This is a genomic window from Kitasatospora paranensis (assembly GCF_039544005.1).
Classification (GTDB): domain Bacteria; phylum Actinomycetota; class Actinomycetes; order Streptomycetales; family Streptomycetaceae; genus Kitasatospora; species Kitasatospora paranensis.
In genome coordinates this window covers 3,489,587-3,514,944 of the sequence record NZ_BAABKV010000001.1, presented here as the reverse complement: position 1 = coordinate 3,514,944, position 25,358 = coordinate 3,489,587, and the positions used below count along the sequence as shown (strand labels likewise).

Genomic DNA, 25,358 nt, shown 5'->3' with positions numbered 1-25,358 from the left:
TGGCCAGCGACACAGTGTGTCGGCGTTTCTTCTGCGGGACGATATGGCGGCCTCTGTCCGCGCGCACCCCGCCCGCGCTCCCGCGCCTGGGCGGCCGCCGTACCCGCCGTCGGTACGCTGGCCCGGTGACCGACGCCGAGCAGCCAGAGCCCACCCGACCCCGCCGCAGCGGACTGCGCGGCTTCGGCCACGGAGGTCCCTCGCCCTGGACGGACCTGGACCGGCCGCCGCTCGACACCGAGGCCCTGCGCCGCGACCTGGTCGTCCCCGGCGGCCTGTGGACGGCCCTGGACGTGGTCACCGAGACCGGCTCCACCAACACCGACCTGGCCGCGCGCGCCCGCGCGGGCGAGGCCGAGGGCGCCGTCCTGATCGCCGAGTCGCAGCAGGCCGGCCGGGGACGGCTGGAGCGCCGCTGGAGCGCCCCGCCGCGCTCCGGGCTCTTCCTCTCCGTCCTGCTCCGCCCCCGGGAGGTCCCCGTCGAGCGGTACGGCTGGCTGCCGATCCTGGTCGGCGTCGCCGCGGCCGCCACCGTCGCCCGGGTGGCCGAACTGGACACCGGGCTGAAGTGGCCCAACGACCTCCAGGTGGTGACCGCCGGCGAGGAGCGCAAGATCGGCGGCATCCTCACCGAGCTGAGCGGCGGCGCGGTGATCGCCGGGCTCGGCCTCAACGTGTCGCTGCGCGCCACCGAACTGCCCGTCCCCACGGCCGGCTCGCTGGCCCTGGCCGGCGCGGCCGTCACCGACCGCGCCACTCTGCTGCGCGCCCTGCTGCGCGAGTTCGCCGAGCTGTACGGCGAGTGGCGGGCCGCGGCCGGCGACCCGCACGCCAGCGGCCTGCTGCCCGCCTACACCGCCCGGTGCACCACCCTCGGGCGCCCGGTGAAGGTCCAGCTCCCCGGGGACCGCGAGCTGGCCGGCGAGGCGGTCGCGGTGGACGGCGACGGCCGACTGGTCGTCCGCACCCCGGATGGCACCCGCCACCCGGTGGCCGCGGGCGACGTGGTGCACGTCCGGCCGCAGCGACCGGACGTCGCCTGATCGGACCGGATGCCCCGGATTGCGGGATTCCGTGCGAACATTCCACCTGGCAGCGGTGTGAGGCGCGCCACTACCCGAGAGGTGGGGGCCGCCCTTGACAGGCAGGACAAGAGGAAGTGCGGCGACCGCACGGGGATGGGCCGGTGGCAGACGAGGGATCGGGCGGCAGCGGGAGCGGCGGAGGCGACGGCGGGGCCGGTGAGCGGACCGTCGCCCTGGAGCTGGAGCGGCTGATCCTCGACGCGCCGCGCAAGTACACCCCTACCAGGCCGCGCGCGCCGCCGACGTGCCGATGGAGCTCGCCACCCGGTTCTGGCGGGCGATGGGCTTCCCCGACATCGGGCAGTCCCGGGCGCTCACCGACAACGACGTGATCGCGCTGCGCCGGCTCGCCGGCCTGGTCGAGTCCGGGCTGCTGAGCGAGTCGATGGCGATCCAGGTCGCCCGCTCCACCGGCCAGACCACCTCCAGGCTGGCCGGCTGGCAGATGGACACCTTCCTGGAGAACCTCACCCAGTCCGTCGAACCCGGCATGACCAGGGCCGAGGTGGCCTACCCGCTGACCGAGCTGCTGCTGCCCGAGCTGGAGCAGTTCCTGGTGTACGTCTGGCGGCGGCAGCTGGCCGCCGTCACCGGCCGGGTGGTGCACGCCGCCGAGGACAACGAGATCACCAGCGGCCGGCTGGCCGTCGGCTTCGCCGACCTGGTCGGCTTCACCCGGCTCTCCCGGAGGCTGGAGGAGGAGGAGCTCGGCGAGCTCGTCGAGACCTTCGAGAACACCTGCGCCGACCTGATCGTCGGCCGCGGCGGCCGGGTCGTGAAGACCCTCGGCGACGAGATCCTCTACGCCACCGAGGACCCGGCCACCGCCGCCGAGATCGCCCTCCTGCTGGTGGAGACGCTCGCGAAGGAGGACACCATGCCCGCGCTGCGGGTCGGCATGGCCTTCGGCACCGTGACCTCCCGGATGGGCGACGTCTTCGGCACCACCGTGAACCTGGCCAGCCGGCTCACCTCGATCGCCCCCAAGGACGCCGTGCTGGTCGACGGCGAGCTCGCCGCCGCGCTGGAGCAGGCCGGCGCGGTGCCGCCGTACGTGCCGGAGGACCCGGCGGGCCACCAGGCCGAGGGCGGGCACCCCTTCCACCTCCAGCCGATGTGGCGCCGTCCCGTCCGCGGCCTGGGCCTGGTCGAGCCCTGGCTGCTCACCCGCAGCACGCTCGGTGACTGAACGGCGCTGGACGCTCACGATTTCACCTTGACAAATCGGGCATAGCCTCACCGAACCGCCATAACCTTGGTCCACTATGGATGCGCACCAGGGCGGACGGACCACAGGGACGAGGCGATCCGGTTGAGCGGCGAGGCGACAGCGGCCCAGCGGCCGGGGGACCAGGCGTCCCAGCCCGCCGCCCCCGACGCCCGGCTGCAGGCGGTCGTCGAACTCGCCCACGACATGGCCGGCGCGCTCACCCCGCTGGAGGCCGTCCGGGCCGCCGCCGTCCGGGCGACCGCCGCCCTGGGCGCCACCATGGCCGCCGTCTCGGTCTGGGACCGCGAGTCCGGCCGGCTCCGGGTGCTCGTCAACTACGGCGACCTCGCCGCGGGCGAGGAGGAGTTCCCCGAGGACGAGTCCTACCCGGTCGCCGACTTCCCGGAGATCGTCACCTACCTCGACGAGCACTGGACGACCGGGCGGCTGCCCCGCGCCTGGGTGCAGACCGTCGAGGACCCGCAGCCGCAGGGCGGTCACGCGCACCCCGAGGCCGGCGCCTTCTGCCTGCAGCGCGCCGCCGGCCTGCGCCGGCGCGGCCGGGCGTGCTGCCTGGTCGCGCCGATCGTGCTGCACGGCCAGGCGTGGGGAGCTCTACCTCGCCCGGACGGAGGGGCTGCCGGTCTTCGCCGACGCCGACGCCGACTACGCGACCCTGCTCGCCGCGCAGATCTCGGCCGGTCTCGCGCAGACCGAGCGCCTCGCCGACCTGCGCCGTCTGGCCTTCACCGACCCGCTGACCGGGCTGGCCAACCGCCGGGCGGTCGATGCCCGGCTGGAGAGCGCCCTGCAGGCCCACAACCGGGACAACACCGTGGTCAGCCTGGTGGTGTGCGACGTCAACGGGCTGAAGCGGGTGAACGACCTGCTCGGCCACGAGATGGGCGACCGGCTGCTGGAACGATTCGCCCACCAGCTGTCGCTGTGCGCCGCGAAGCTGCCCGGCAGTCTGGCCGCCCGGCTCGGCGGCGACGAGTTCTGCCTCCTCGTGGAGGGCCAGAAGGCGGACGAGGTGGTGTCCGTCGCCGAGGAGCTGTGCACCCGGGCGCTGCAGCTCACCGAGGGCGAGGGGGTCGCCTGCGGGGTCGCCTCCACCGGCGACTCGATCGGCCCCGTCTCCACCCCCGACCGGCTGTTCCGGCTCGCCGACGCCGCCCAGTACCGGGCCAAGGCCTCCCGGGCCGCGCACCCCGTGGTGGCCGGCCGCAGCCACGGGCCCGGCTTCGCCCCCGACCCGACGGTGCTGCTCGCCGACGCCGCCGACCCGCACCACCGCACCGACGCCCGGCGCGGCGGCCCCGGGCAGCGCGGCGGCGACCGGCGGCGCTTCCGCGGGGCCGCGCACAGTGCCGACCCGGGCCAGCTGCTCGCCACCGTGCTCGCCGCGCTGGACCACAACGGCACCCAGCGGGCCAACCACCCGGCCGACACCCTGGCCAGGATGGTGACCGTCGCCGAGACCTCCGCCCGGCTGCTGGACGCCGTGGCCTGGTGGGTCTCGTACGTGCCGCCGGGCTCGCACCTGATGCGCACCGCGCAGCACGCGGTCTACCGGATGACCAGCGGTCCGAGCGGGTCCGGGGCGGTCACCCAGCGGGCCCAGATCGAGGCCCCGGACGCCGTGTTCGACCTGCGCCACTACCCGCAGACCCGGCGGGCCGCCCGGGGCGGCGGCTTCGCGCTGCGCGCCGGCGCGGCCGGGAACGACCCGGCGGAGGAGGCCGTCATGGTGGTCAGCGGGTACCGGGCGATGGTCGCCGCCGGCGGGCCGAACGCGGCGGGCGGCTGGCTGGTCGAGCTGTTCGCGGACGAGGCCACGCTGCCTCTGGGCCAGGTCGCCGGGGCGCTGCGCGCCCTGGTCGCGGTCGCGCTCTCCGGCCCCGCGTCGCCGCCGCCGGACTGAGGCCGCCGCAGGCCGGGCCGGCCGGTCCCCGGGGCGTGGCGGGGACGTCACAGCTGGGCCACAGGGCCCTCCGGAGGACTGTCCGGGGCCGCCGGGGGCATGCGACAGTGTGACCGCATCGCACCGGGGGACCTGGGAGGGACCATGCGCACACGCCTGGCCGGAGTACTGCTCACACTGGTGATGGCGGTCGGCGGCGCCGCCGCCGCGGGGGAGAGGCGGTCGCGGCACCGCGGAGTGCGCCGGCAGCCGTCCGGCAGGCGCCGCAGCAGGCCCCGGCCTCCGCCGGGCAGGCGACGACCGTCCGGGCCGCGTCCACCACCACGCAGCTGGCGAAGTCGAAGTCCAAGGTCAAGAGCAAGAAGAAGTCCAAGAGCGGCGTGATCGGCAAGCTCATCGGCGTGCTCGTGATCATCGTGCTGCTGGCCGTGCTGGTCGCCGTCGTGGTGTCGATGCGCCGGCGTTCACGCGACTGATCCGCCGATCCCCGCCGGAGCGGGTGGTGGTGGGTCAGGGCCGGTCGGACGGCACCTGACCCGCGGTCACCCGCTCCGCGCCTGTGTAGACGTTGGCGCTCTCGCCGCGCAGGAAGCCCACCAGGGTCAGGCCCAGCTCCTCGGCGAGTTCGACCGCCAGCGAGGACGGCGCCGACACCGCGGCCAGCAGCGGGATCCCCGCCAGGGCCGCCTTCTGGGTCAGTTCGAACGAGGCCCGCCCGCTGACCAGCAGGACGTGCCCGGTCAGCGGCAGCCGGCCCTCGCGCAGTGCCCAGCCGATCACCTTGTCCACCGCGTTGTGCCGGCCCACGTCCTCCCGGACGCAGAGCAGTTCGCCGTCCGCGGTGAAGAGCGCGGCGGCGTGCAGCCCGCCGGTGGCGTCGAAGGCCCGCTGGGCGGCCCGCAGCCGGTCCGGCAGGGCGTACAGCAGCGCCGGGGAGACCCGCAGCGGGTCCTCGGCCACCGGCCACCTGCTGTGGGTGCGGACGGCCTCCACGGTGTCGCGGCCGCAGAGCCCGCAGGCGCTGGTGGTGAGCAGGTTGCGGTGGGCGGACAGCGGCGCGGCGTGGCCGCGGACGGTGGCGTCCACCACGTTGTAGGTGTTGGCGCCCTCCGCGTCCGTCCCGGCGCAGTAGCGCAGCGCGGCGAGCTGTCCGGTCGTGTGGACGACGCCCTCACCGACGAGGAAGCCCGCCACCAGGTCGAAGTCGTCGCCCGGCGTGCGCATGGTGACGGTCAGCGCCGCCCCGCCCAGCCGGATCTCCAGCGGCTCCTCGGCCGCCAGCGCGTCCGGCCGGACGCCCTGCTCCGCGCCGCGCAGCCGTACCACCCTGCGCCGAACCGTCGCCCGTGCCATCAGCCCTCCGTCCTCGACCCCGCTGCGCCCAGCCTGCGGCACCGCACGGCCGGATGGGAAATCCCCGGCGCGGCCCCGCACGACCCGTCCGCCGCCAGCGGTTGTCAGATTCCCATTCACCTGATTCGATTGTGCATATGGATATGCACGGTGCTGTGGCCCCCGACGCGCCACTCGTCCAGGTCGGCAAGGCCGATGTCACTGCCGAGGACGTCCTCGCCGTCGCCCGGGGCAACGCCCGGGTCGAGATCGGCCCCGACGCCCTCGCCGAGATGGCCGGCGCCCGCGCCCGGATCGACGCGCTGGCCGCCGAGCCGCGCCCGGTCTACGGCGTCTCGACCGGCTTCGGCGCCCTCGCCGTCCGGCACATCAGCCCGGAACTGCGGGCCCAGCTCCAGCGCTCGCTGGTGCGCTCGCACGCCGCCGGCATGGGTCCGACGGTCGAGCGCGAGGTCGTCCGCGCCCTCGTCTTCCTGCGGATGAAGACCCTGGCCTCCGGCCGTACGGGTGTCCGCCCGCTGGTCGCCGAGACCATGGCCGCCCTGCTCAACGCCGGCATCACCCCGGCCGTCCGCGAGTTCGGCTCGCTCGGCTGCTCGGGCGACCTCGCCCCGCTGTCGCACTGCGCGCTCGTCCTGATGGGCGAGGGCACCGCGTACGGCCCCGACGGCGTGGAGAAGGACGCCGCCGAGCTGCTCGCCGCCGCCGGCATCGAGCCGGTCGAGCTGCTGGAGAAGGAGGGCCTGGCCCTCATCAACGGCACCGACGGCATGCTCGGCATGCTGGTCATGGCCATCGCCGACCTCCAGCGGCTGTTCACCACCGCCGACATCACCGCCGCGATGAGCCTGGAGGCGCTGCTCGGCACCGACCGGGTGCTCGCGCCCGAGCTGCACGCCCCGATCCGCCCGCACCCGGGCCAGGCGGCCAGCGCCGCCAACATGCTCGCGGTGCTGGCCGGCTCCGGTCTGACCGGCCACCACCAGGACGACGCGCCGCGCGTCCAGGACGCGTACTCGATCCGGTGCGCCCCGCAGGTCGCCGGCGCCGGCCGCGACACCGTCGCGCACGCCCGCACCGTCGCCGAGCGCGAGCTCGCCGCCTCCGTCGACAACCCGGTGGTGCTGCCCGACGGCCGGGTCGAGTCCAACGGCAACTTCCACGGCGCCCCTGTCGCCTACGTGCTGGACTTCCTCGCCATCGCCGCCGCCGACCTCGGCTCGATCTCCGAGCGGCGCACCGACCGGCTGCTCGACAAGGCCCGCTCGCACGGCCTGCCGGCGTTCCTCGCCGACGACCCGGGCGTCGACTCCGGCCTGATGATCGCCCAGTACACCCAGGCGGCGCTGGTCAGCGAGAACAAGCGGCTCGCCGTGCCGGCCTCGGTCGACTCGATCCCGTCCTCCGCCATGCAGGAGGACCACGTGTCGATGGGCTGGTCGGCGGCCCGCAAGCTGCGCCAGTCGGTGACCAACCTGACCCGGGTGCTGGCGGTCGAACTCGTCGCCGCCTCCCGGGCGCTGGAGATCCGCGCGGAGGGCGGCAGCGGCCCGCTCGCGCCCGCCACCGCGGCCGCGATCGCCGCCGCCCGCGAGGCCGGCGTCGGCGGTCCCGGCCGGGACCGCTTCCTGTCGCCCGACCTGGAGGCCGCGGCCGCCCTGGTCGCCTCCGGCGACCTGCTGCACGCGGTCGAGCGGGTCACCGGCCCGCTGGGCTGACCCGGGGCGGGACGGGTGGGGTCAGCCCCACCCGTCCCGCCGCTGCTGTCCCCGGCCGCGGCCGGCCAGCGCGGAGGAGAGGTTGATGCCGACGATCCCGGCCCAGCAGACCACCAGCCCGGCCAGTCCGGCGGTGCCCGCCGCGACGCCGGACAGCGGGATGCCCATCACCAGCGACAGCACCTGGATCTTGGTGTGCGGGTTGCCGCGCGGCCGTTCGGCCCCGGCCTCGCCCAGCCGTTCGGCGACGCGCTGTTCGACCCGGGCGTCGAGCCGGGAGTCGATCCGGGCGAGGAAGGAGTCGACGACCTCGTTCTCGTACTCCTTGCCGAGCTCCTTGCGGGTCTGCAGGGCGGCGTCGAGGTCGCGGGCCAGGTCGTCCTTGCGAAGGTCCATGGCCATCAGCGTCCTCGCCCGGTGCGGTGGCGGTCCACCGTTGCGACGCGATTTCCGGGAAGGTTCAGGGAGACCTCAGGGTCACCCCGAGGGCCGGCCCTCGGATCGGGCCTCGGCGGGCGCCGGTCCGTTCGGCCACGACCGGTGCGGTGATCGCGGGGGCGGCCGTCGGCGCGTCCCGCAGGGCGAAACGCCGTTGCCCACCTGCCAAGACTGCGCCACAGTCGTCCCAGCCTCCGCCGCCAGCGGTGGGCGCCGCACCCGAGCTCGGAGGTACCGCCGATGACAGCCCTGGACGAGACCGGCACCGTCGGCCCCTCCGCGCGTCTGCTCCAGCTCTTCGAGGGCCACCGGCTCACCCCGACGCAGCGGCGGATCGCCCACGCGCTCGTCCGGCACGCCACCCAGGCGCCCTTCCTGTCCAGTGTCGAGGTGGCCGAGCTCGCCGGGGTCAGCCAGCCGTCCGTGACCCGCTTCGCGGTCGCCCTCGGCTACGACGGCTACCCGGCGCTGCGCCGGCAGCTGCGCGAGCTGGGCGGCGGCGAGCCGCCCGCGGTGGAGAGCCCCGCCGACGCCGTCCGCAACGAGCACCAGCAGGCCGTCCTCGCCGAGATCGAGCACCTGCGGCACCTCGCCGAGCTGCTGGCCGACCCCGAGCCGATCGTCCGGGCCGCCCGGCTGCTCGCCGCCTCCCGGACGCTGCCGGTGCTCGGCCTGCGGGCGGCGTCCGCGCAGGCGCACGGCTTCGCGTACTTCGCGGCCAAGGTGCACCCGGACGTCCGGCTGCTCGACGAGGGCGGCTCGATGCTCGCCGACCGGATCGAGCAGGCCGCGGCCGCCGGTGCCACGGCGCTGATGTGCTTCGCGCTGCCGCGCTACCCGCGGGAGCTGATGGACGCGCTGCTGACGGCCCGGGAGTGCGGTCTGACGGTGGTCACCGTCGCCGACAGCGCGTTCGCGCCGGTCGCCAAACTGTCCGACCTGATGCTGCCGGCCGCGGTCGGCACCGGGCTGGTCTTCGACACCGCCTGCGCGCCGATGATGCTGGGCCGGGTGCTGCTCCAGACCATGTGCGACGAACTCCCGGGCGCCGAGGCCAAGCTGGAGGCCAATGAGCAGTCGGCGGCGGCCCGCGGGCTGTTCCTGGAGTAGGAGCCGGCGGCGGCCGTGTTGCCGACGGCCCTTCAGCGGGCATCCCTCTCTCAGGGCCCGGTGCCGGGCCGGACGGGGGTGCCCGAGATGCGCGTCATCCATCAGATGGTGAGAACCGCGAGACTGGCCGACGGCGCCGACGAGTGGTCGTGCCCCGCCTGCGGGCGCAGGATCGCCCTGCGCTGCCCGCCCGATCCGCAGCTGCGGGTCATCGACGCCGGGGACGAGAGCGCCGTGCACATCGGGGTGACCGAGGCGGACGGGGCCGAGGGCGCGGCCGAGGGCGCGGCCGAGCGGTACGGCCTGGGGCCGATCCAGGAGATCCCGCGTCCGCCGTCGCGGCCCGTCCGGGAGCCGTCGGCCCGCGAGGCCGCCGCGGACGCGGCAGGGCCGGACGCGGACGACCGCGCCTGGCTGGCCGGCATCGGCATCGACTGGGACGGCGACGCGGCCGCCTGAGCCGCCGTCGCCCGTTCGGCGCACACTGGAGGCAGGGGGACCGGCGCCCGTTCGGGCCCCCGGGCAGGTGAGCGCTATGCGGTACCACTGGCACGGCGGCCACGGCGGCGGCTGGGGATGGGTACTGCCGGGGATCACGATGCTGCTGTTCGCGCTGCTGCTCGTGGGTCTGCTGGTGCTGTTGTGGCGGGTGCTGGCGCGGGGCGGCGGGCGGGGCGGCGGGCCACCGGCCCCGCACTGGGGGAGTGCGCCGCCGTCCGGGGCCGAGCAACTGCTCGCGGAGCGGCTGGCCCGCGGGGAGATCGAGGTCGACGAGTACCGGACGCGGCTGGCGGCGCTCCGGGAGGGCGCCCGTCCGCCCGGCCGACCCGGGGAATAGCGCGTGCGAAGGGGTGGTTCATGGCGATGTAGTTGAAACGTGAACGACATGGGGAGTGAGCGCAATGCAGTTCGGGATCTTCACCGTCGGCGACGTCACGGCCGACCCGACCACCGGTCGGACGCCGACGGAGCACGAGCGGATCAAGGCGACGGTGGCGATCGCGCTCAAGGCCGAGGAGGTGGGCCTCGACGTCTTCGCGACCGGCGAGCACCACAACCCGCCGTTCACGCCGTCCTCCCCGACCACGCTGCTCGGCCACATCGCGGCCCGCACCGAACGGCTGATCCTCTCCACCTCCACCACGCTGATCACCACCAACGACCCGGTGAAGATCGCCGAGGACTACGCCACCCTCCAGCACCTCGCCGACGGCCGCGTCGACCTCATGCTCGGCCGCGGCAACACCGGCCCGGTCTACCCCTGGTTCGGCCAGGACATCCGCCAGGGCATCCCGCTCGCCATCGAGAACTACGCCCTGCTCCACCAGCTGTGGCGCGAGGACGTGGTCGACTGGAAGGGGCGCTTCCGCACCCCGCTCCAGGGCTTCACCGCCACCCCCGCCCGCTGGACGGCGTCCCGCCGTTCGTCTGGCACGGCTCGATCCGCAGCCCCGAGATCGCCGAGCAGGCCGCCTACTACGGCGACGGATTCTTCGCCAACAACATCTTCTGGCCCAAGGAGCACTTCCAGAAGCTCGTCGACCTCTACCGCACCCGCTACGCCCACTACGGCCACGGCACCCCGGAGCAGGCGCTCGTCGGCCTCGGCGGCCAGGTCTTCCTGCGGCGCAACTCGCAGGACGCCGTCCGTGAGTTCCGTCCCTACTTCGACAACGCCCCGGTGTACGGCCACGGGCCGTCGCTGGAGGAGTTCACCGAGCAGACCCCGCTGACGGTCGGCAGCCCGCAGGAAGTGATCGACAAGACCCTGACCTTCCGCGAGTCCTTCGGCGACTACCAGCGCCAGCTCTTCCTCGTCGACCACGCGGGCCTGCCGCTCAAGACCGTCCTCGAACAGCTCGACCTGCTCGGCGAGGAGGTCGTCCCGGTGCTGCGCAAGGAGTTCGCCCGCAACCGGCCCGCCGGTGTCCCCGACGCCCCCACCCACGCCTCGCTGCTCGCCCGCCGCGACGCCACCACACTCCAGGAGGCCCGATGACCGCCCCGATCAGGATCGTCGCCGTGTCCGCGGGGCTCGGCGAGCCGTCCGCCACCCGGCTGCTCGCGGACCGCCTCACCGAGCAGGTCCGCGCCGAACTGGCCGGCGGCGGTCGGCCGGTCGAGGTCGAGACCGTCGAACTGCGCGACCTCGCCACCGAGATCGCCAACAACTTCGTGACCGGGTTCGCCGGGCCGGGGCTGCGGGCCGCGACCGACGCGGTCGCCGCCGCCGACGCGGTGATCGCCGTGACGCCGATCTTCAGCGCCTCCTACAGCGGCCTGTTCAAGTCCTTCTTCGACGTGCTGGACCGGGACGCGCTCAGCGGCACGCCCGTCCTGGTCGCCGCCACCGGTGGCACCGCCCGGCACTCGCTCGCGCTGGAGCACGCCATGCGCCCGCTCTTCGCGCACCTGCGGGCGGTCGTGGTGCCGACCGCGGTTTTCGCGGCCTCCGAGGACTGGGGGCCGGGCGGCGACGCGGCCACCGAGGGCCTCGGCCCCCGGATCGCCCGCGCCGCCGACGAACTCGCCGGCCTGCTCACCGCCCGGCCGCCCCGGCAGCGCACGGAAGCCGAGGTGGTCCCCTTCGCCGACCAGCTCGCCGCGTTGCGGGTCGGCTGAGTCGGAGACGGTCCCGACGCGCCGCCCGGGCCCGTCCGGCCCCGTTCCGCCACCGCGCGGGGCGGGGCCGTTCCTGTTCCGATGGTGAAGAGGTCTGGCTTCCCGCGGGATGACTGGATATATTCAGTCTCGGTAAGCCTGAATGAATTCATCCGCAAGGAGGCCGGAGCATGGTGGAGCAGGTGAGCGGTCCGCGTGAGGTTCGCGCGGCGCGTGGGACGCAGCTGACCACGCAGGGCTGGCAGCAGGAGGCCGCCCTGCGGATGCTCATGAACAACCTCGACCCCGAGGTTGCCGAGCACCCGTCCAAGCTGGTCGTCTACGGCGGCACCGGCAAGGCCGCCCGCGACTGGCGTTCGTACGACGCCATGGTCCGCACCCTGCAGACCCTGAAGCAGGACGAGACGATGCTCGTCCAGTCCGGCCGGCCGGTCGGCGTGATGCAGACCCACGAGTGGGCGCCCCGGGTGCTCATCGCCAACTCCAACCTGGTCGGCGACTGGGCGAACTGGGAGGAGTTCCGGCGCCTGGAGTCGCTCGGCCTCACCATGTACGGCCAGATGACCGCGGGTTCCTGGATCTACATCGGCACCCAGGGCATCCTCCAGGGCACCTACGAGACCTTCGGCGCCGTCGCGGCCAAGAAGTTCGACAACACCCTCGAAGGCACCATCACCCTCACCGCCGGCCTCGGCGGCATGGGCGGCGCCCAGCCGCTCGCCGTCACGATGAACGGCGGCGTCGCGATCTGCATCGACTGCGACCCGTCCCGCATCTCCCGCCGGATCGAGCACCGCTACCTGGACGTCGAGGCCAAGAACCTGGACCACGCACTCCAGTTGGCCGTCGAGGCCCGGGACAAGAAGCAGCCGCTCTCCATCGGCCTGCTCGGCAACGCCGCCGAGCTGTTCCCGCAGCTGCTGGCGATGGACGCCCCGATCGACATCGTCACCGACCAGACCAGCGCCCACGACCCGCTGAGCTACCTGCCGATCGGCGTCGCCTTCGACGACATGGCCGACTACGCGGCCGCCAAGCCCGCGGAGTTCACCCAGCGTTCGCGCGAGTCGATGGCCAAGCACGTCGAGGCGATGGTCGGCTTCCAGGACCGTGGCGCCGAGGTCTTCGACTACGGCAACTCGATCCGCGGCGAGGCCCAGCTGGCCGGCTACGACCGGGCGTTCGCCTTCCCCGGCTTCGTCCCGGCGTACATCCGGCCGCTGTTCTGCGAGGGCAAGGGCCCGTTCCGCTGGGCCGCGCTCTCCGGCGACGCCCAGGACATCTACAAGACCGACAAGGCCGTGCTCGACCTCTTCCCGGAGAACGAGTCGCTGCACCGCTGGATCAAGATGGCCCAGGAGAAGGTGCACTTCCAGGGCCTGCCGGCGCGCATCTGCTGGCTCGGCTACGGCGAGCGCGACAAGGCCGGCGAGCGCTTCAACGACATGGTCGCCTCCGGCGAGCTGTCCGCGCCGATCGTGATCGGCCGCGACCACCTCGACTGCGGCTCGGTCGCCTCCCCGTACCGCGAGACCGAGGCCATGCTCGACGGCTCCGACGCGATCGCCGACTGGCCGCTGCTCAACGCCATGGTCAACGTCGCCTCCGGCGCGTCCTGGGTCTCCATCCACCACGGCGGCGGCGTCGGCATCGGCCGCTCGATCCACGCCGGCCAGGTCACCGTCGCCGACGGCACCGCGCTGGCCGGCGAGAAGATCCGCCGGGTGCTCACCAACGACCCGGGCATGGGCGTCATCCGCCACGTCGACGCGGGCTACGACCGCGCCGTCGAGGTCGCGGACGAGCGCGGCGTGCGCGTCCCGATGGGTGAGCTGTGAGCTTCGAGCAGATGTGGGCGGAGCTGCTCCCCGTGGGCCGCTCCGCCTCCTCGGGCGGCTACCGCCGCTTCGCCTGGAACTCCGCCGACGCCGAGTGCCGGGCCTGGTTCGAGGAGCAGGCCCGCTCCCGCGGCCTGGCCTACGAGCTGGACCGCAACGGCAACCAGTGGGCCTGGCTCGGCGACCCGCAGGCCGGCGGCGCGGTCGTCACCGGCTCCCACCTGGACTCCGTCCCGGACGGCGGCGCCTACGACGGCCCGCTCGGCGTGGTCTCCTCCTTCGCGGCACTGGACGAACTGCGCGCCCGCGGCGCGCAGTTCGCCCGGCCGCTGGCGATCGTCAACTTCGGCGACGAGGAGGGCGCCCGGTTCGGCGTCGCCTGCATCGGCTCCCGGCTGAGCTCTGGCGTGCTGTCGCAGGAGCAGGCGTACGAGCTGCGCGACGCCGACGGCGTGCGGCTGCCCGACGCGATGGAGAAGGCCGGCCACGACCCGGCCGCGATCGGCCCCGACGACGACCGGCTGGCCCGGATCGGCGCCTTCGTCGAGCTGCACGTCGAGCAGGGCCGGGCGCTGGCCGAGGAGCACCCCGTCGGTGTGGCCAGCGCGATCTGGCCGCACGGCCGCTGGCGGTTCGACTTCCACGGCGAGGCCAACCACGCCGGCACCACCCGGATCGAGGACCGCCGGGACCCGATGCTCACCTACGCCACCACCGTCCTGTCCGCCCGCAAGAAGGCGCGACTGGCCGGCGCCCTGGCCACCTTCGGCAAGGTGGCGGTCGAGCCGAACGGCACCAACGCCATCGCCTCCCTCGTCCGCGGCTGGCTGGACTCCCGCGCCGCCGACGAGGCCACCCTGGAGCAGGTGGTGGAGGAGATCCGGCAGGCCGCCGCCGAGCGCGGCGACCGTGACGGCGTCCGGGTCGAGCTGACCCGGGAGTCGTACACCCCGGTGGTGGACTTCGACGGTCCGCTGCGCGACCGGCTCGCGAAGACGCTGGGCGGCGTCCCGGTGCTGCCCACCGGTGCGGGACACGACGCCGGAATCCTGGCGTCCCGGATCCCGACCGCCATGCTGTTCGTACGGAACCCCACCGGTGTGTCGCACTCCCCGGCCGAGTTCGCCGAGGAGGCGGACTGCCTCGCGGGCGTCGCCGCACTCGCCGACGTACTGGAGGACCTCGCATGTCAGGGCTGACGTACTGGGCGGAGTACGCCTGGCTGCCGCACGCCAACGGGTCGGTGGTCGAGCGCGACGTGCTGATCACCGTCGGTCCGGGCGGCCGGATCGCCAAGGTCACCCCGGAGAGCGGGCCCTGCCCGGCCGGCGCCGTCCGGCTCGGCGGCCTGCTGCTGCCGGGCCAGGCCAACGCCCACTCGCACGCCTTCCACCGGGCGCTGCGCGGCACCGTCCAGGTCGGCTCCGGCACCTTCTGGACGTGGCGGGACACCATGTACCGCTTCGCCGGCGCCCTCGACCCGGACAGCTACCTCGCGCTCGCCACCGCCGTCTACGCCGAGATGGCGCTCGCCGGGATCACCGCGGTCGGCGAGTTCCACTACCTGCACCACGCGCCCGGCGGCGGCCGCTACGCCGACCCCAACGCGATGGGCCGCGCCCTCGTCGAGGCCGCCGCCCGGGCCGGCATCCGGATCACCCTGCTGGACACCTGCTACCTGTCCTCCGGCTTCGGCGCCGAGGTCACCAAGCCGCAGCTGCGGTTCAGCGACGGCGACGCCGAGGCCTGGGCGCAGCGCGTGGACGACCTCAAGCCCGCCGACCACGCCCGGATCGGCGCGGCCGTGCACTCCGTCCGGGCCGTCCCCGCCGACCAGCTCGGCACCGTCGCGCACTGGGCCGCCGTGCGCACGGCCCCGCTGCACGTCCACCTCTCCGAGCAGACCGCCGAGAACGAGGCCTGCCTCGCGGCGCACGGCGTCACCCCGACCCGGCTGCTCGCCGACCACGGCGTGCTGGGCCGGCGCACCTCCGCGGTGCACGCCACCCATCTCACCGACGACGACGTCCGGCTGCTCGCCGAGTCCTCCACCGCCATCTGCATGTGCCCCACCACCGAGCGGGACCTCGCGGACGGCATCGGCCCGGCCCGCCGGCTGGCGAGCGCGGGCTGCCCGATCACCCTCGGCAGCGACAGCCACGCGGTGATCGACCCGTTCGAGGAGGCCCGCGCGCTGGAGCTGAACGAACGGCTGGCCACCCGTACCCGCGGCCACTGGACGGCCAACGCGCTGCTGCGCGCCGGGAGCGAGGACGGCCACGCCTCGCTCGGCTGGCCGGAGGCCGGACGGATCGAGGCCGGCTCGCTCGCCGACTTCACCGCGGTCGCCCTGGACAGCGTCCGCACCGCCGGCCCGCGGCCGGCCCTCGGCGCCGAGACCGCGGTGTTCGCCGCCTCCGCCGCCGATGTCCGGCACGTGGTGGTCGGCGGGCGGCAGATCGTCGCCGACGGCGTCCACACGCTCGTCCCCGACGTCGCCGGGGCGCTGCGCACCGCCGTCGAGGCGCTCCTGTCCTGACGGCGGCCGCCGCAGGTCCACTGCTCCGACAACGAAAGGTCCCTGCGCCGTGAGTCTCCTGATCACCGGCATCGGCAGCCTGGTCACCAACGACCCCGGGCTCGGTGAGGGCCCGCTGGGCCTCCTCCGGGACGCGGCCGTGGTCGTGGACGGTGACCGGGTCGCCTGGGTCGGTGCGGCCCCCGCCGCGCCCGCCGCCGACGAGTCCTTCGACGCGGCGGGCCGGGCCCTGCTGCCCGGCTTCGTGGACTCGCACGCGCACCTGGTGTTCGCCGGCGACCGCACCGCCGAGTTCAACGCCCGGATGTCCGGCCAGGCGTACAGCGCCGGCGGCATCCGGACGACCGTCGCCGCGACCCGGGCCGCCACCGACGCGGAACTCGACGCCAACCTGGCCCGCTTCGTCGCCGAGGCCCTGCGCCAGGGCACCACCACGATCGAGTGCAAGTCCGGCTACGGCCTGACCGTCGCCGACGAGGCGCGGGCGCTGCGGATCGCCTCCGCGCACACGCCGGAGACCACCTACCTGGGCGCCCACGTGGTGGCCCCGGAGTTCGCCGACGACCCGGCCGGATACGTCGACCTGGTCACCGGCGAGATGCTGGACGCCTGCGCGCCGCACGCCCGCTGGGTGGACGTCTTCTGCGAGCGCGGCGCCTTCGACGGCGACCAGGCGCGGGCGGTGCTCACCGCCGGGGCCAAGCGCGGGCTCGTCCCCCGGGTGCACGCCAACCAGCTGGGCCACGGCCCGGGTGTGCAGCTCGCGGTGGAGCTCGGCGCGGCCTCGGCCGACCACTGCACGCATCTCACCGACGAGGACGTGGCCGCCCTGGCGGGCAGCGACACCGTGGCGACCCTGCTGCCCGGCGCCGAGTTCTCGACCCGCGCCGCCTACCCCGACGCGCGCCGGCTGATCGACGCGGGCGCCGCGGTCGCGCTGTCCACCGACTGCAACCCGGGCTCCAGCTTCACCAGCTCGATGGCGTTCTGCATCGCGGTGGCGGTGCGCGAGATGGGCATGACCCCGGACGAGGCGGTGCACGCCGCCACCGCGGTCGGCGCCCGGGCGCTGCGCCGCACCGACGTCGGGGTGGTGACCCCCGGGGCCCGCGCCGACCTGCTGCTGCTGGACGCGCCCTCGCACGTGCACCTGGCCTACCGGCCGGGCGTCCCGCTGACGGCGGCGGTCTGGCGTGCGGGCGTGCGGGCCGTCTGAGCCCGTACCCGGCCACGCACGAGGCCCGGCACCCCCAGGGGTGCCGGGCCTCGTGCGTGGTGTCAGTGCACGTCGCGGACGGTCAGTGCACGTCGCCCATGAGGCGGATGACGCGCTTGCGGTACATCGCGAGGGCGACACCGGCGATGATCGCCATCGCGCCCTGGAAGGCGAAGTAGCCGGTGCTGCCGACCACGTCGTCGCCGAGGGCCAGCTGGAAGATGGCGGCCACGCAGTCACCGGCGGTGACCGCGAGGAACCAGACACCCATCATCTGGCTGGCGTACTTGGCGGGCGCCAGCTTGGTGGTGACCGAGAGGCCGACCGGGGAGAGCGTCAGCTCGCCGACGGTCTGGACGAGGTACACCACGGCCAGCCACAGCGGGGTGACCTTGACCCCGCCGGAGGCGGCGGCCATGGCCAGCATCATGACCAGGAAGGACGCGCCGATCATCAGCAGGCCGATCGCGAACTTCATCGTGGTGCTGGGGTTCTTGCCGCGGCGCGACAGCGCCACCCAGAGCCAGGCGAAGACCGGGGCCAGCGCCATGATGTAGAGCGGGTTCAGCGACTGGAACCAGCTGGACGGGAAGTTGAACCCGAACAGCGTGGAGGCGGTGCTGTCCTCGGCGAAGACGCTCAGCGTCGAACCGGACTGGTCGTAGATCATCCAGAACACGGCCGCGGCCACGAAGAACCAGATGTAGCCGCTCATCTTGGACTGGTCGGCGGCGTCCAGGTCCTTGTCGCGCTTCACCCGGGCGAAGACGAACACCGGGATCGCGATGCCCGCGATCGACAGCGGCCAGATCGCCCAGTTGATGGTGAAGTGGCCGGTCAGCGCGACGACACCGTAGAAGACGGCGGCGACGGCGAGCCACAGGCCGGCCTTGCGCAGGACGGCCTGCTTCTCGGCGGCCGGGATCGGCGAGCTGACCTCGTCGCTGCGGGCGCTGAGGTGGCGGGTGCCGAGCAGGTACTGGCCGAGGCCCAGCGCCATGCCGACGCCGGCGAGGGCGAAGCCCAGGTGCCAGTTGACGCTCTGGCCGACCGTGCCGATGACCAGCGGGGCGGCGAAGGCACCGAGGTTGATGCCCATGTAGAAGATGGTGAAGCCGCCGTCGCGACGCGGGTCGTTGGGCCCGTCGTAGAGGTGGCCGACCATCGTCGAGATGTTCGCCTTGAGCAGGCCGGAGCCCAGGGCGATGAAGCCGAGGCCGCCGAAGAACGAGAACGACGCCGGGACGGCCAGCATGAAGTGGCCGATCATGATGATCACGCCGCCGAGCGCCACGGTCTTGCGGGCGCCCAGGAAGCGGTCCGCGATCCAGCCGCCCGGCAGGGCGAGCAGGTAGACCATCGCGTTGTAGACGCTGTAGACCGCGGTCGCCACGGCGATCTTCATGCCGAGGCCGCCGTCGGTAGTGGCGGCCGTCATGTAGAGCACCAGCAGGGCACGCATGCCGTAGAAGCTGAATCGCTCCCACATCTCGGTCATGAAGAGGGTGGCGAGCCCTCGGGGGTGCCCGAAGAAGGTCTTGCCACTGTTCGGGGCCGGCCGTACGCCGGCGTCCAGGGTGGTAGTCGCCATAGGTGGTGGGTTTCCTTGCCTGACTTCGTCCGTCGAGGGGGTGATGACGGGCGGGGACCGGACCACTGTACGGCGCTGATTGCATGACATCGTCTGACAAATGCGTAGTCGTCGGTATTGTCCGAGTAAAGTGCCGCCGACCCTTGACATGCATTTCCATGGTACCCCCGGAAAAGTTCCTTCGAACCGAAGATCAAAAGGCAGGATCTCCGCTGGGACGACCTAAAACCTGTGGAGACATGGACACGGCGCCCCGCGCAGGCCGGGCGCACGGCTGTGAACTAGTTCACAGCCCCCTCGGAACGATCGGGGCGGACTACCATCACCCCCATGACCTGTGTGCTGCTGGCCGAGGACGACCCGGCAATCTCCGAACCGCTGGCCCGCGCGCTGCGCCGCGAGGGCTACGAGGTGCTCGTCCGCGACGACGGCCCCACCGCACTGGCGGCCGGCCTCACCGAGGAGGTCGACCTGATCGTCCTCGACCTCGGGCTGCCCGAGATGGACGGGCTGGAGGTCTGCCGACGGCTGCGCGCCGACGGCCGCAGCTGCCCCGTCCTGGTGCTCACCGCCCGCGCCGACGAGGTGGACACCGTGGTCGGCCTCGACGCGGGCGCCGACGACTACGTCACCAAGCCGTTCCGGCTGGCCGAGCTGCTGGCCCGGGTCCGGGCCCTGCTGCGCCGCGGCAACGTCGACCAGCTCACCACCGGCGCGCACGGCGTCAAGATCGACATCGAGTCGCACCGCGCCTGGCTCGGCGAGGAGGAGCTGACGCTCTCCGCCAAGGAGTTCGAGCTGCTGCGGGTGCTCGTCCGGGACGCCGGCCGGGTGGTCACCCGCGAGGAGATCATGCGCCAGGTCTGGGACACCACCTGGTGGACCTCGACCAAGACCCTCGACATGCACATCTCCTGGCTGCGCAAGAAGCTCGGCGACGACGCGGCCAACCCCCGCTACATCGCCACCGTGCGCGGCGTGGGCTTCCGCTTCGAGAAGAACTGACCAGGGGCGTCCGGCAGCGTGAAGCGAAGGATGATCAACTCGCTGCTGGGCGTCGTCCTGGTGGTGGTCGCGGTGTTCTGCGTGCCGCTGGCCCTGATCGAGAAGCAGAGCATCGTCAACGCGGCCCACGACCGCGTCGACGCCGCCGCCGTAAGGGTCCTCGGACTGGTGGAGAACCGGCTCGCCGCGGGTGAGCCGGTCACCGGCGAGAAGTTCGCCGCCCAGGTCCCCGAGGGCTCCTTCGTCACCGTCCAGATCCCCGGCCAGGCCGAGATCGCGGCCGGCCGGCCGGTGACGGGCGCCGCGATCACCGCCACCGAGGAGGGCGCCAACGGCGAGAGCGTCACCGTGGTGCAGTCCCGGGCCGACGTCGACCACGAGATCGGCAACATGCTGCTGCTGCTCGGCGTCGTGGCCCTGCTCGCGGTGCAGGCCGCGGTCGCCCTCGCCGTCTGGCAGGCCAAGCGGCTCGCCCGCCCGCTCACCGACCTCGCGGAGACCGCCGAACGCCTCGGCTCCGGCGACCCGCGCCCCCGCGACCGCCGTTACGGCGTCCCCGAGCTCGACCGGATCGCCGAAGTGCTGGACGTCAGCGCCGAGCGGATCGCCCGGATGCTCACCGCCGAGCGCCGGCTCGCCGCCGACGCCTCGCACCAGCTCCGCACCCCGCTCACCGCGCTCTCCATGCGGCTGGAGGAGATCACCGCACTCGCCGAGGAGCCGGACACCGTCAAGGAGGAGGCGAGCATCGCCCTCCAGCAGGTCGAGCGGCTCACCGACGTCGTCCAGCGCCTGCTCACCAACCAGCGCGACCCCACCAGCCCCACCGCGGTCGCCTTCGACCTCGACGAGGTGATCAAGCAGCAGGTGGAGGAGTGGGGCCCGTCGATGCGGGAGAGCGGCCGCCGGCTGTCCATCGAGGGCCTGCGCGGCACCGCGGTGCTCGGCACTCCCGGCACCGTGGCCCAGGTGCTCGCCACCCTGATCGAGAACTCGCTGATGCACGGCGCCGGCAACATCACCCTGCGGATCCGGCGGACGGGCTCCTCCGTCGTCGCCGAGGTCCAGGACGAGGGGCAGGGCGTGCCGCCCGAGCTCGGCAACCGGGTCTTCGAGCGGGCGGTCAGCGGCCGCAACTCCACCGGCATCGGCCTCGCGGTCGCCCGCGACCTCGCCGAGGCCGACGGAGGCCGACTGGAACTGCTGTCCCTGCGGCCGCCGGTGTTCGCGCTCTTCCTCAACGGCAGCCAGGCCCGCTGAGGTTCAGCGGACTACTTGGCGAACTGGCGCTCCTCGGAGGCCAGCAGCAGCTCGGCCTCCGCGACGACCTCGGCCGGCTCGGCCGGCTCCGGCAGGGCCTTGAACACCCAGGTGCGGTAGGAGACGAAGCGGAACACCGTGCCGACCGCCAGGCCGACCAGCTTGGCCGCGATCTGCTCGATGTGGGTGTCCAGGCCGAGCACGTACACCGAGCAGGCCAGCACGCCGGTCTCGATCAGCATGCCGGCGCCGCTGAACACCAGGAACAGCGTGATCTCGCGCTTGCGGGAGGCGGCGTCGCGGTCGCGGTACAGCCAGTACCGGTAGCCGAGGTAGTTGGTGGCGATGGCCACCAGCGTCGCCGCGACGTTGGAGCGCAGCGAGGCGAGGCCCAGCCCGTTGATGCAGACCCAGAAGACCAGGAAGTTGACCACCACGCCGCTGAGGCCGACGATGCCGAACTTGACCACCTCCCCGGACATGCCGCGCAGACGCTGCACCAGCGACGGCTTGGGAGCGGTGGTGGTAGTCATCCGGGTGTCTCCTGGGGGGCGTGCGGGAGGACGAACGAACAGCCCGCGCGGGCGCAGCGCGAACGGGCGCCTCGTGTACGCACGTGAGCATGCGGTACCACGCGAAGGCCCGGACACTCAGGCTACTCGCTCCCGCGGAGGCCCTTCGTGCCCAGGGGCACCACCCGCGGCCCGGCGGGCGCCGGTGCACCGGCTCCGACCGGCCCGGATATCCTGGGCAACGTGACTTTCGCGGGCAATGCAAAATTTCCAGTGGTGGGCATGATCGGCGGCGGGCAGCTTGCCCGCATGGCGCACCAGGCGGGCGTCCCGCTGGGTGTCCGCTTCAAGCTGCTGGCCGACACCCCCCAGGACTCCGCGGCGCAGGTCGTCGCCGACACCGTCCTCGGCGACTACCGGGACATGGAGACGCTGCGGCGCTTCGCCGCCGACTGCGACGTGGTCACCTTCGACCACGAGCACGTCCCCACCGAGCACCTGCGCGCCCTGGAGGCCGACGGCATCGCGGTGCGCCCCGGCCCGGACGCCCTGGTGAACGCCCAGGACAAGGGCGTGATGCGGGCGAAGCTGGACTCGATCGGGGTGCCGTGCCCGCGCCACCGGATCGTCGCCGACCCGGCCGACGTCACCGCCTTCGCCGCGGAGGGCTCCGGCTACCCGGTCGTGCTGAAGACGGTGCGCGGCGGCTACGACGGCAAGGGCGTCTGGGTGGTCGACGACGAGGCCGGGGCCGCCGCCCCGTTCCTCGCCGGCGTGCCGGTGCTCGCCGAGGAGAAGGTCGACTTCCTGCGCGAGCTGGCCGCCAACGTGGTGCGCTCGCCCAGCGGTCAGGCCGTCGCCTACCCGGTGGTGGAGAGCGTCCAGGAGAACGGCGTCTGCGCCGAGGTCACCGCCCCCGCCCCCGGCCTCGACCCCGAACTCGCCGCCGAGGCCCAGGCACTGGCCCTGCGGATCGCCGGCGACCTGGGCATCGTGGGCCACCTCGCGGTCGAGCTCTTCCAGACCAGGGACGGCCGCGTCCTGGTCAACGAGCTGGCCATGCGCCCGCACAACTCCGGCCACTGGACGCAGGACGGCGCGGTCACCTCGCAGTTCGAGAACCACCTGCGGGCCGTCCTCGACCTGCCGCTCGGCGACCCGCGCCCGCGCGCGAAGTGGACGGTCATGGTCAACGTGCTGGGCGGCGACTACCCCGACATGTACCACGCCTTCCTGCACTGCATGGCCCGCGACCCCGGTCTGCGGATCCACATGTACGGCAAGGACGTGAAGCCCGGCCGTAAGGTCGGCCACGTCAACGTCTTCGGGGACGACCTCGACGACGTCCGCGAGCGCGCCCGTCACGCGGCCGCCTACCTGCGAGGAACGATCACCGAATGAGCGACTCCGCGACCCCCGTCGTCGGCATCGTCATGGGCTCCGACTCCGACTGGCCCGTGATGGAGGCCGCCGCCCAGGCGCTCGACGAGTTCGAGATCCCGTACGAGGTGGACGTCGTCTCCGCGCACCGGATGCCCCGCGAGATGGTGGCCTACGGCGAGCAGGCGCACGCCCGCGGCCTGAAGGCGATCATCGCCGGCGCCGGCGGCGCCGCGCACCTGCCGGGCATGCTGGCCTCGGTGACGCCGCTGCCGGTCATCGGCGTCCCGGTGCCGCTGCGCTACCTGGACGGCATGGACAGCCTGATGTCGATCGTCCAGATGCCGGCCGGTGTCCCGGTCGCCACCGTGTCGATCGCGGGCGCCCGCAACGCCGGCCTGCTGGCGGTGCGGATGCTCGCCGCCTTCGACCCGGAGCTCGCCGAGAAGATGGTCGACTTCCAGGCCGACCTGAACGCCCAGGCCACCGAGAAGGGCAAGAAGCTCCGCGCGAAGGTCGCCGGCGCCGCCGCGTTCGGTTTCGGCAAGTAGCCGGGCCCGCCGGCCGCCGGTCGCGGTAGAACAGGGGATGACCCCTGAGCTGCTCGATCGCGCCCGCGCCGTCCTCCGCGACACCCCGGTGGTGGACGGCCACAACGATCTCCCCTGGGCCATGCGGGCCCAGGCCGGCTACGACCTGGACGCCGTCGACCTGGCGGCGGACCAGAGCGCCCGGTTGCACACCGACCTCGTCCGGCTCCGGGCGGGCGGGGTCGGTGCCCAGTTCTGGTCGGTGTACGTGCGCAGCGACTACGCCGGGGACAAGGCCGTCAGCGCCACCCTGGAACAGATCGACTTCGTCCACGCGCTGACCGAGCGCCACCCGGAGGTGCTGCGCCTCGCGCTCACCGCCGACGACATGGAGGCCGCCCGCGCCGAGGGCCGGATCGCCTCCCTGATGGGCGCCGAGGGCGGCCACTCGATCGACTGCTCGCTGGCCACCCTGCGGGCCCTCCACACGCTCGGCGTGCGGTACCTGACGCTCACCCACAACGACAACACGCCGTGGGCGGACTCCGCCACCGACGAGCCGGCCGCCGGCGGCCTGACCGCCTTCGGCGAGGAGGTCGTCCGGGAGATGAACCGGCTCGGGATGCTGGTCGACCTCTCGCACGTCTCCGCCGACACGATGCGGGCGGCGCTCCGGGTCTCCGAGGCGCCGGTGATCTTCTCGCACTCCTCCGCGCGCGCCGTCTGCGACCACCCGCGCAACGTCCCGGACGACGTGCTGGCCCGGCTGTCCGGCAACGGCGGCCTGGCGATGGCCACCTTCGTCCCGAAGTTCGTCCTGCCCGCGGCGATCGAGTGGACGCTGGCGGCCGACGACAACATGCGGGCGCACGGCTTCCACCCGTTGGAGACCACGCCGGAGGCGATGGGCTGCCAGCGTGCGTACGAGGCCGCGCACCCGCGCCCGGTCGCCACCTCGGCGACCGTCGCCGACCATCTGGACCACATGCGCCAGGTCGCCGGGATCGACCATGTCGGCATCGGTGGCGACTTCGACGGCACCGCGTTCGTCCCGGCGGACCTGGGCGACGTCGCCGGCTACCCGAACCTGATCGCCGAACTGCTCGGCCGCGGCTGGTCCGAGGCCGACATCTCCAAGCTGACCTGGCACAACGCGGTGCGGGTGCTGCGCGAGGCCGAGTCGGCCGCCCGCCGCCTGCAGGCCGTCCGCCGCCCGTCGATCGCCACCATCGACCGGCTGGACGGCTGACGGTTGACCTTGCCCCTGGGGCAGACGGGAGCGTGGAGGGCGTGGAGGACGAAGCACTGCTGGGCATCGGGGCGTTCGCCCGCCGGGCCCGGCTCTCGCCGAAGGCGCTGCGGTTGTACGACCGGCAGGGACTGCTGCCGCCCGACCGGGTCGACCCGGTCAGCGGCTACCGGTACTACCGGGAGAGCCGGCTGGCGCAGGCCCGGCTGATCGTGCGGCTGCGCGGGCTGGACATGCCGCTGGCGACGGTGGCCGAGGTCCTGGCCGTGCCCGGGCCCGAGGCGGCCGCCCTGGTGGCGGCCTACTGGGAGTCCGTGGAGCGCAGGCTCGCCGGGCAGCGGGAGCTCGCCGTGCACCTCCGCATCCGACTGTCAGGAGACGAAGGGAGACCGGACATGTACGAGATCGAGGAGCGCGAGGTGCCGGAGCAGCCGGTGCTCACCGAGCAGCGGCACGCCCGGCCGGAGGACCTGCCGACCTGGATCCCCCAGGCGTGCGACCGGCTGGCCGCGGCGGCTCAGGGCCTCGGCGGCGTGGTGGGGGCGCCGTTCGTGATCTACCACGGCGAGGTCAACGAGGACAGCGACGGCCCGGTGGAGGTGTGCGTGCCGATCCGCCCGCCGGCGGGCGCCTCTCCGGCGCACCCGCACCGCGTCGAGCCGGCGCACCGGGAGGCCTTCGCCCGGATCACCAAGGCCCAGGTCGCGTACCCGCAGATCCTGTCGGCCTTCGACGCGGTGCACGAGTGGGCGAAGCGGGAGGGCCGCACCGTCGAGGG

19 protein-coding genes and 4 pseudogenes are annotated in these 25,358 nt (G+C 73.7%); 19 read left to right on the top strand and 4 right to left on the bottom strand.

Annotation, left to right across the window (positions count from 1 at the left end; all coding sequences use genetic code 11):
* Positions 1–173: 173 nt before the first annotated feature.
* From ABEB13_RS16920 to ABEB13_RS16910, 3 genes and pseudogenes are all read left to right on the top strand, one after another.
* Positions 174–1,043, top strand: coding sequence for a biotin--[acetyl-CoA-carboxylase] ligase (locus ABEB13_RS16920; protein WP_345709701.1), 870 nt, complete (start codon positions 174–176; stop codon positions 1,041–1,043).
* A gap of 143 nt (positions 1,044–1,186) precedes the next feature.
* Positions 1,187–2,274 (top strand): annotated as a pseudogene (locus tag ABEB13_RS16915) (adenylate/guanylate cyclase domain-containing protein).
* 225 nt (positions 2,275–2,499) lie between these two features.
* A pseudogene (locus ABEB13_RS16910) lies at positions 2,500–3,652 on the top strand (GGDEF domain-containing protein); the annotation flags it as partial.
* Between the two features lie 1,077 nt (positions 3,653–4,729).
* Here ABEB13_RS16910 and fdhD read toward each other — a convergent pair.
* Positions 4,730–5,572 (bottom strand): formate dehydrogenase accessory sulfurtransferase FdhD, encoded by an 843-nt coding sequence (fdhD, locus tag ABEB13_RS16905; RefSeq protein WP_345706177.1) that lies wholly within the window; start codon positions 5,570–5,572, stop codon positions 4,730–4,732.
* Between the two features lie 143 nt (positions 5,573–5,715).
* Between fdhD and hutH the strand changes: the two genes are divergently transcribed.
* Complete coding sequence (hutH, locus tag ABEB13_RS16900; protein WP_345706176.1) at positions 5,716–7,290, top strand: histidine ammonia-lyase; 1,575 nt, start codon at positions 5,716–5,718, stop codon at positions 7,288–7,290.
* A 21-nt stretch (positions 7,291–7,311) separates the two neighbouring features.
* On the opposite strand, the gene ABEB13_RS16895 is transcribed toward hutH, so the two are convergent.
* Positions 7,312–7,686: a hypothetical protein gene (locus ABEB13_RS16895; protein ID WP_345706175.1), complete on the bottom strand. Its 375-nt coding sequence runs from the start codon at positions 7,684–7,686 to the stop codon at positions 7,312–7,314.
* Between the two features lie 282 nt (positions 7,687–7,968).
* Between ABEB13_RS16895 and ABEB13_RS16890 the strand changes: the two genes are divergently transcribed.
* The 9 genes and pseudogenes from ABEB13_RS16890 (at position 7,969) to hutI (ending at position 17,053) form a co-directional block, all read left to right on the top strand.
* Positions 7,969–8,838 (top strand): MurR/RpiR family transcriptional regulator, encoded by an 870-nt coding sequence (locus ABEB13_RS16890; protein WP_345706174.1) that lies wholly within the window; start codon positions 7,969–7,971, stop codon positions 8,836–8,838.
* 105 nt (positions 8,839–8,943) lie between these two features.
* Positions 8,944–9,297 carry a hypothetical protein gene (locus ABEB13_RS16885; RefSeq protein ID WP_345706173.1) on the top strand — a complete coding sequence of 118 codons (354 nt, stop codon included), beginning with the start codon at positions 8,944–8,946 and terminating at the stop codon, positions 9,295–9,297.
* 76 nt (positions 9,298–9,373) lie between these two features.
* Positions 9,374–9,676: an SHOCT domain-containing protein gene (locus tag ABEB13_RS16880; RefSeq protein WP_345706172.1), complete on the top strand. Its 303-nt coding sequence runs from the start codon at positions 9,374–9,376 to the stop codon at positions 9,674–9,676.
* Positions 9,677–9,740: 64 nt separating this feature from the next.
* Positions 9,741–10,837: pseudogene (locus ABEB13_RS16875) on the top strand (LLM class flavin-dependent oxidoreductase).
* Positions 10,834–11,460 carry a CE1759 family FMN reductase gene (locus ABEB13_RS16870; protein ID WP_345706171.1) on the top strand — a complete coding sequence of 209 codons (627 nt, stop codon included), beginning with the start codon at positions 10,834–10,836 and terminating at the stop codon, positions 11,458–11,460. The pseudogene ABEB13_RS16875 and the gene ABEB13_RS16870 overlap by 4 nt, the downstream one beginning before the upstream one ends.
* 182 nt (positions 11,461–11,642) lie before the next feature.
* On the top strand, positions 11,643–13,298 hold the full coding sequence (gene hutU, locus ABEB13_RS16865) for a urocanate hydratase (protein ID WP_345709700.1): 1,656 nt from the start codon (positions 11,643–11,645) through the stop codon (positions 13,296–13,298).
* A gap of 11 nt (positions 13,299–13,309) precedes the next feature.
* Positions 13,310–14,497 carry an allantoate amidohydrolase gene (locus ABEB13_RS16860; RefSeq protein ID WP_100892808.1) on the top strand — a complete coding sequence of 396 codons (1,188 nt, stop codon included), beginning with the start codon at positions 13,310–13,312 and terminating at the stop codon, positions 14,495–14,497.
* Entirely contained in the window at positions 14,485–15,837 is a 1,353-nt protein-coding gene (locus ABEB13_RS16855; protein ID WP_345706170.1) for a formimidoylglutamate deiminase, read from the top strand. The genes ABEB13_RS16860 and ABEB13_RS16855 overlap by 13 nt, the downstream gene beginning before the upstream one ends.
* A gap of 49 nt (positions 15,838–15,886) precedes the next feature.
* The gene (gene hutI / locus ABEB13_RS16850; protein ID WP_345706169.1) at positions 15,887–17,053 is read left to right on the top strand and encodes an imidazolonepropionase; all 1,167 of its coding nucleotides are present in this window, start codon (positions 15,887–15,889) and stop codon (positions 17,051–17,053) included.
* An 82-nt stretch (positions 17,054–17,135) separates the two neighbouring features.
* Here the strand turns inward: hutI and ABEB13_RS16845 are convergent, their stop codons facing one another.
* Positions 17,136–18,644 (bottom strand): peptide MFS transporter, encoded by a 1,509-nt coding sequence (locus tag ABEB13_RS16845; protein WP_345706168.1) that lies wholly within the window; start codon positions 18,642–18,644, stop codon positions 17,136–17,138.
* A 330-nt stretch (positions 18,645–18,974) separates the two neighbouring features.
* Here ABEB13_RS16845 and ABEB13_RS16840 point away from each other — a divergent pair, with 330 nt between their 5' ends.
* A complete protein-coding gene (locus ABEB13_RS16840; RefSeq protein ID WP_100889910.1) occupies positions 18,975–19,649 on the top strand; it encodes a response regulator transcription factor in 675 nt (224 codons plus the stop codon).
* Positions 19,650–19,667: 18 nt separating this feature from the next.
* Positions 19,668–20,909, top strand: coding sequence for an ATP-binding protein (locus tag ABEB13_RS16835; protein WP_100889911.1), 1,242 nt, complete (start codon positions 19,668–19,670; stop codon positions 20,907–20,909).
* An 11-nt stretch (positions 20,910–20,920) separates the two neighbouring features.
* Here ABEB13_RS16835 and ABEB13_RS16830 read toward each other — a convergent pair whose 3' ends face one another.
* Positions 20,921–21,442 carry a GtrA family protein gene (locus ABEB13_RS16830; RefSeq protein ID WP_345706166.1) on the bottom strand — a complete coding sequence of 174 codons (522 nt, stop codon included), beginning with the start codon at positions 21,440–21,442 and terminating at the stop codon, positions 20,921–20,923.
* A 261-nt stretch (positions 21,443–21,703) separates the two neighbouring features.
* Here ABEB13_RS16830 and ABEB13_RS16825 point away from each other — a divergent pair, with 261 nt between their 5' ends.
* The 4 genes and pseudogenes from ABEB13_RS16825 to ABEB13_RS16810 form a co-directional block, all read left to right on the top strand.
* Positions 21,704–22,822: a 5-(carboxyamino)imidazole ribonucleotide synthase gene (locus ABEB13_RS16825; protein ID WP_345709699.1), complete on the top strand. Its 1,119-nt coding sequence runs from the start codon at positions 21,704–21,706 to the stop codon at positions 22,820–22,822.
* Positions 22,819–23,352 carry a 5-(carboxyamino)imidazole ribonucleotide mutase gene (purE, locus tag ABEB13_RS16820; protein WP_345706165.1) on the top strand — a complete coding sequence of 178 codons (534 nt, stop codon included), beginning with the start codon at positions 22,819–22,821 and terminating at the stop codon, positions 23,350–23,352. The genes ABEB13_RS16825 and purE overlap by 4 nt, the downstream gene beginning before the upstream one ends.
* Before the next feature lie 37 nt (positions 23,353–23,389).
* Positions 23,390–24,580 carry a dipeptidase gene (locus ABEB13_RS16815; protein ID WP_345706164.1) on the top strand — a complete coding sequence of 397 codons (1,191 nt, stop codon included), beginning with the start codon at positions 23,390–23,392 and terminating at the stop codon, positions 24,578–24,580.
* A gap of 32 nt (positions 24,581–24,612) precedes the next feature.
* Positions 24,613–24,786, top strand: a pseudogene (locus ABEB13_RS16810) (MerR family DNA-binding transcriptional regulator); the annotation flags it as partial.
* Positions 24,787–25,358 lie beyond the last annotated feature (572 nt).

Bases quoted from the DNA above. Each gene is read 5' to 3' on its own strand.
- fdhD (WP_345706177.1), bottom strand. From the start codon at position 5,572: ATGGCACGGGCGACGGTTCGGCGCAGGGTGGTACGGCTGCGCGGCGCG.
- hutH (WP_345706176.1), top strand. From the start codon at position 5,716: ATGCACGGTGCTGTGGCCCCCGACGCGCCACTCGTCCAGGTCGGCAAG.
- ABEB13_RS16895 (WP_345706175.1), bottom strand. From the start codon at position 7,686: ATGGACCTTCGCAAGGACGACCTGGCCCGCGACCTCGACGCCGCCCTG.
- ABEB13_RS16890 (WP_345706174.1), top strand. From the start codon at position 7,969: ATGACAGCCCTGGACGAGACCGGCACCGTCGGCCCCTCCGCGCGTCTG.
- ABEB13_RS16885 (WP_345706173.1), top strand. From the start codon at position 8,944: ATGGTGAGAACCGCGAGACTGGCCGACGGCGCCGACGAGTGGTCGTGC.
- ABEB13_RS16880 (WP_345706172.1), top strand. From the start codon at position 9,374: ATGCGGTACCACTGGCACGGCGGCCACGGCGGCGGCTGGGGATGGGTA.
- ABEB13_RS16870 (WP_345706171.1), top strand. From the start codon at position 10,834: ATGACCGCCCCGATCAGGATCGTCGCCGTGTCCGCGGGGCTCGGCGAG.
- ABEB13_RS16860 (WP_100892808.1), top strand. From the start codon at position 13,310: ATGTGGGCGGAGCTGCTCCCCGTGGGCCGCTCCGCCTCCTCGGGCGGC.
- ABEB13_RS16855 (WP_345706170.1), top strand. From the start codon at position 14,485: ATGTCAGGGCTGACGTACTGGGCGGAGTACGCCTGGCTGCCGCACGCC.
- ABEB13_RS16845 (WP_345706168.1), bottom strand. From the start codon at position 18,644: ATGGCGACTACCACCCTGGACGCCGGCGTACGGCCGGCCCCGAACAGT.
- ABEB13_RS16840 (WP_100889910.1), top strand. From the start codon at position 18,975: ATGACCTGTGTGCTGCTGGCCGAGGACGACCCGGCAATCTCCGAACCG.
- ABEB13_RS16830 (WP_345706166.1), bottom strand. From the start codon at position 21,442: ATGACTACCACCACCGCTCCCAAGCCGTCGCTGGTGCAGCGTCTGCGC.
- ABEB13_RS16825 (WP_345709699.1), top strand. From the start codon at position 21,704: ATGATCGGCGGCGGGCAGCTTGCCCGCATGGCGCACCAGGCGGGCGTC.
- purE (WP_345706165.1), top strand. From the start codon at position 22,819: ATGAGCGACTCCGCGACCCCCGTCGTCGGCATCGTCATGGGCTCCGAC.
- ABEB13_RS16815 (WP_345706164.1), top strand. From the start codon at position 23,390: ATGACCCCTGAGCTGCTCGATCGCGCCCGCGCCGTCCTCCGCGACACC.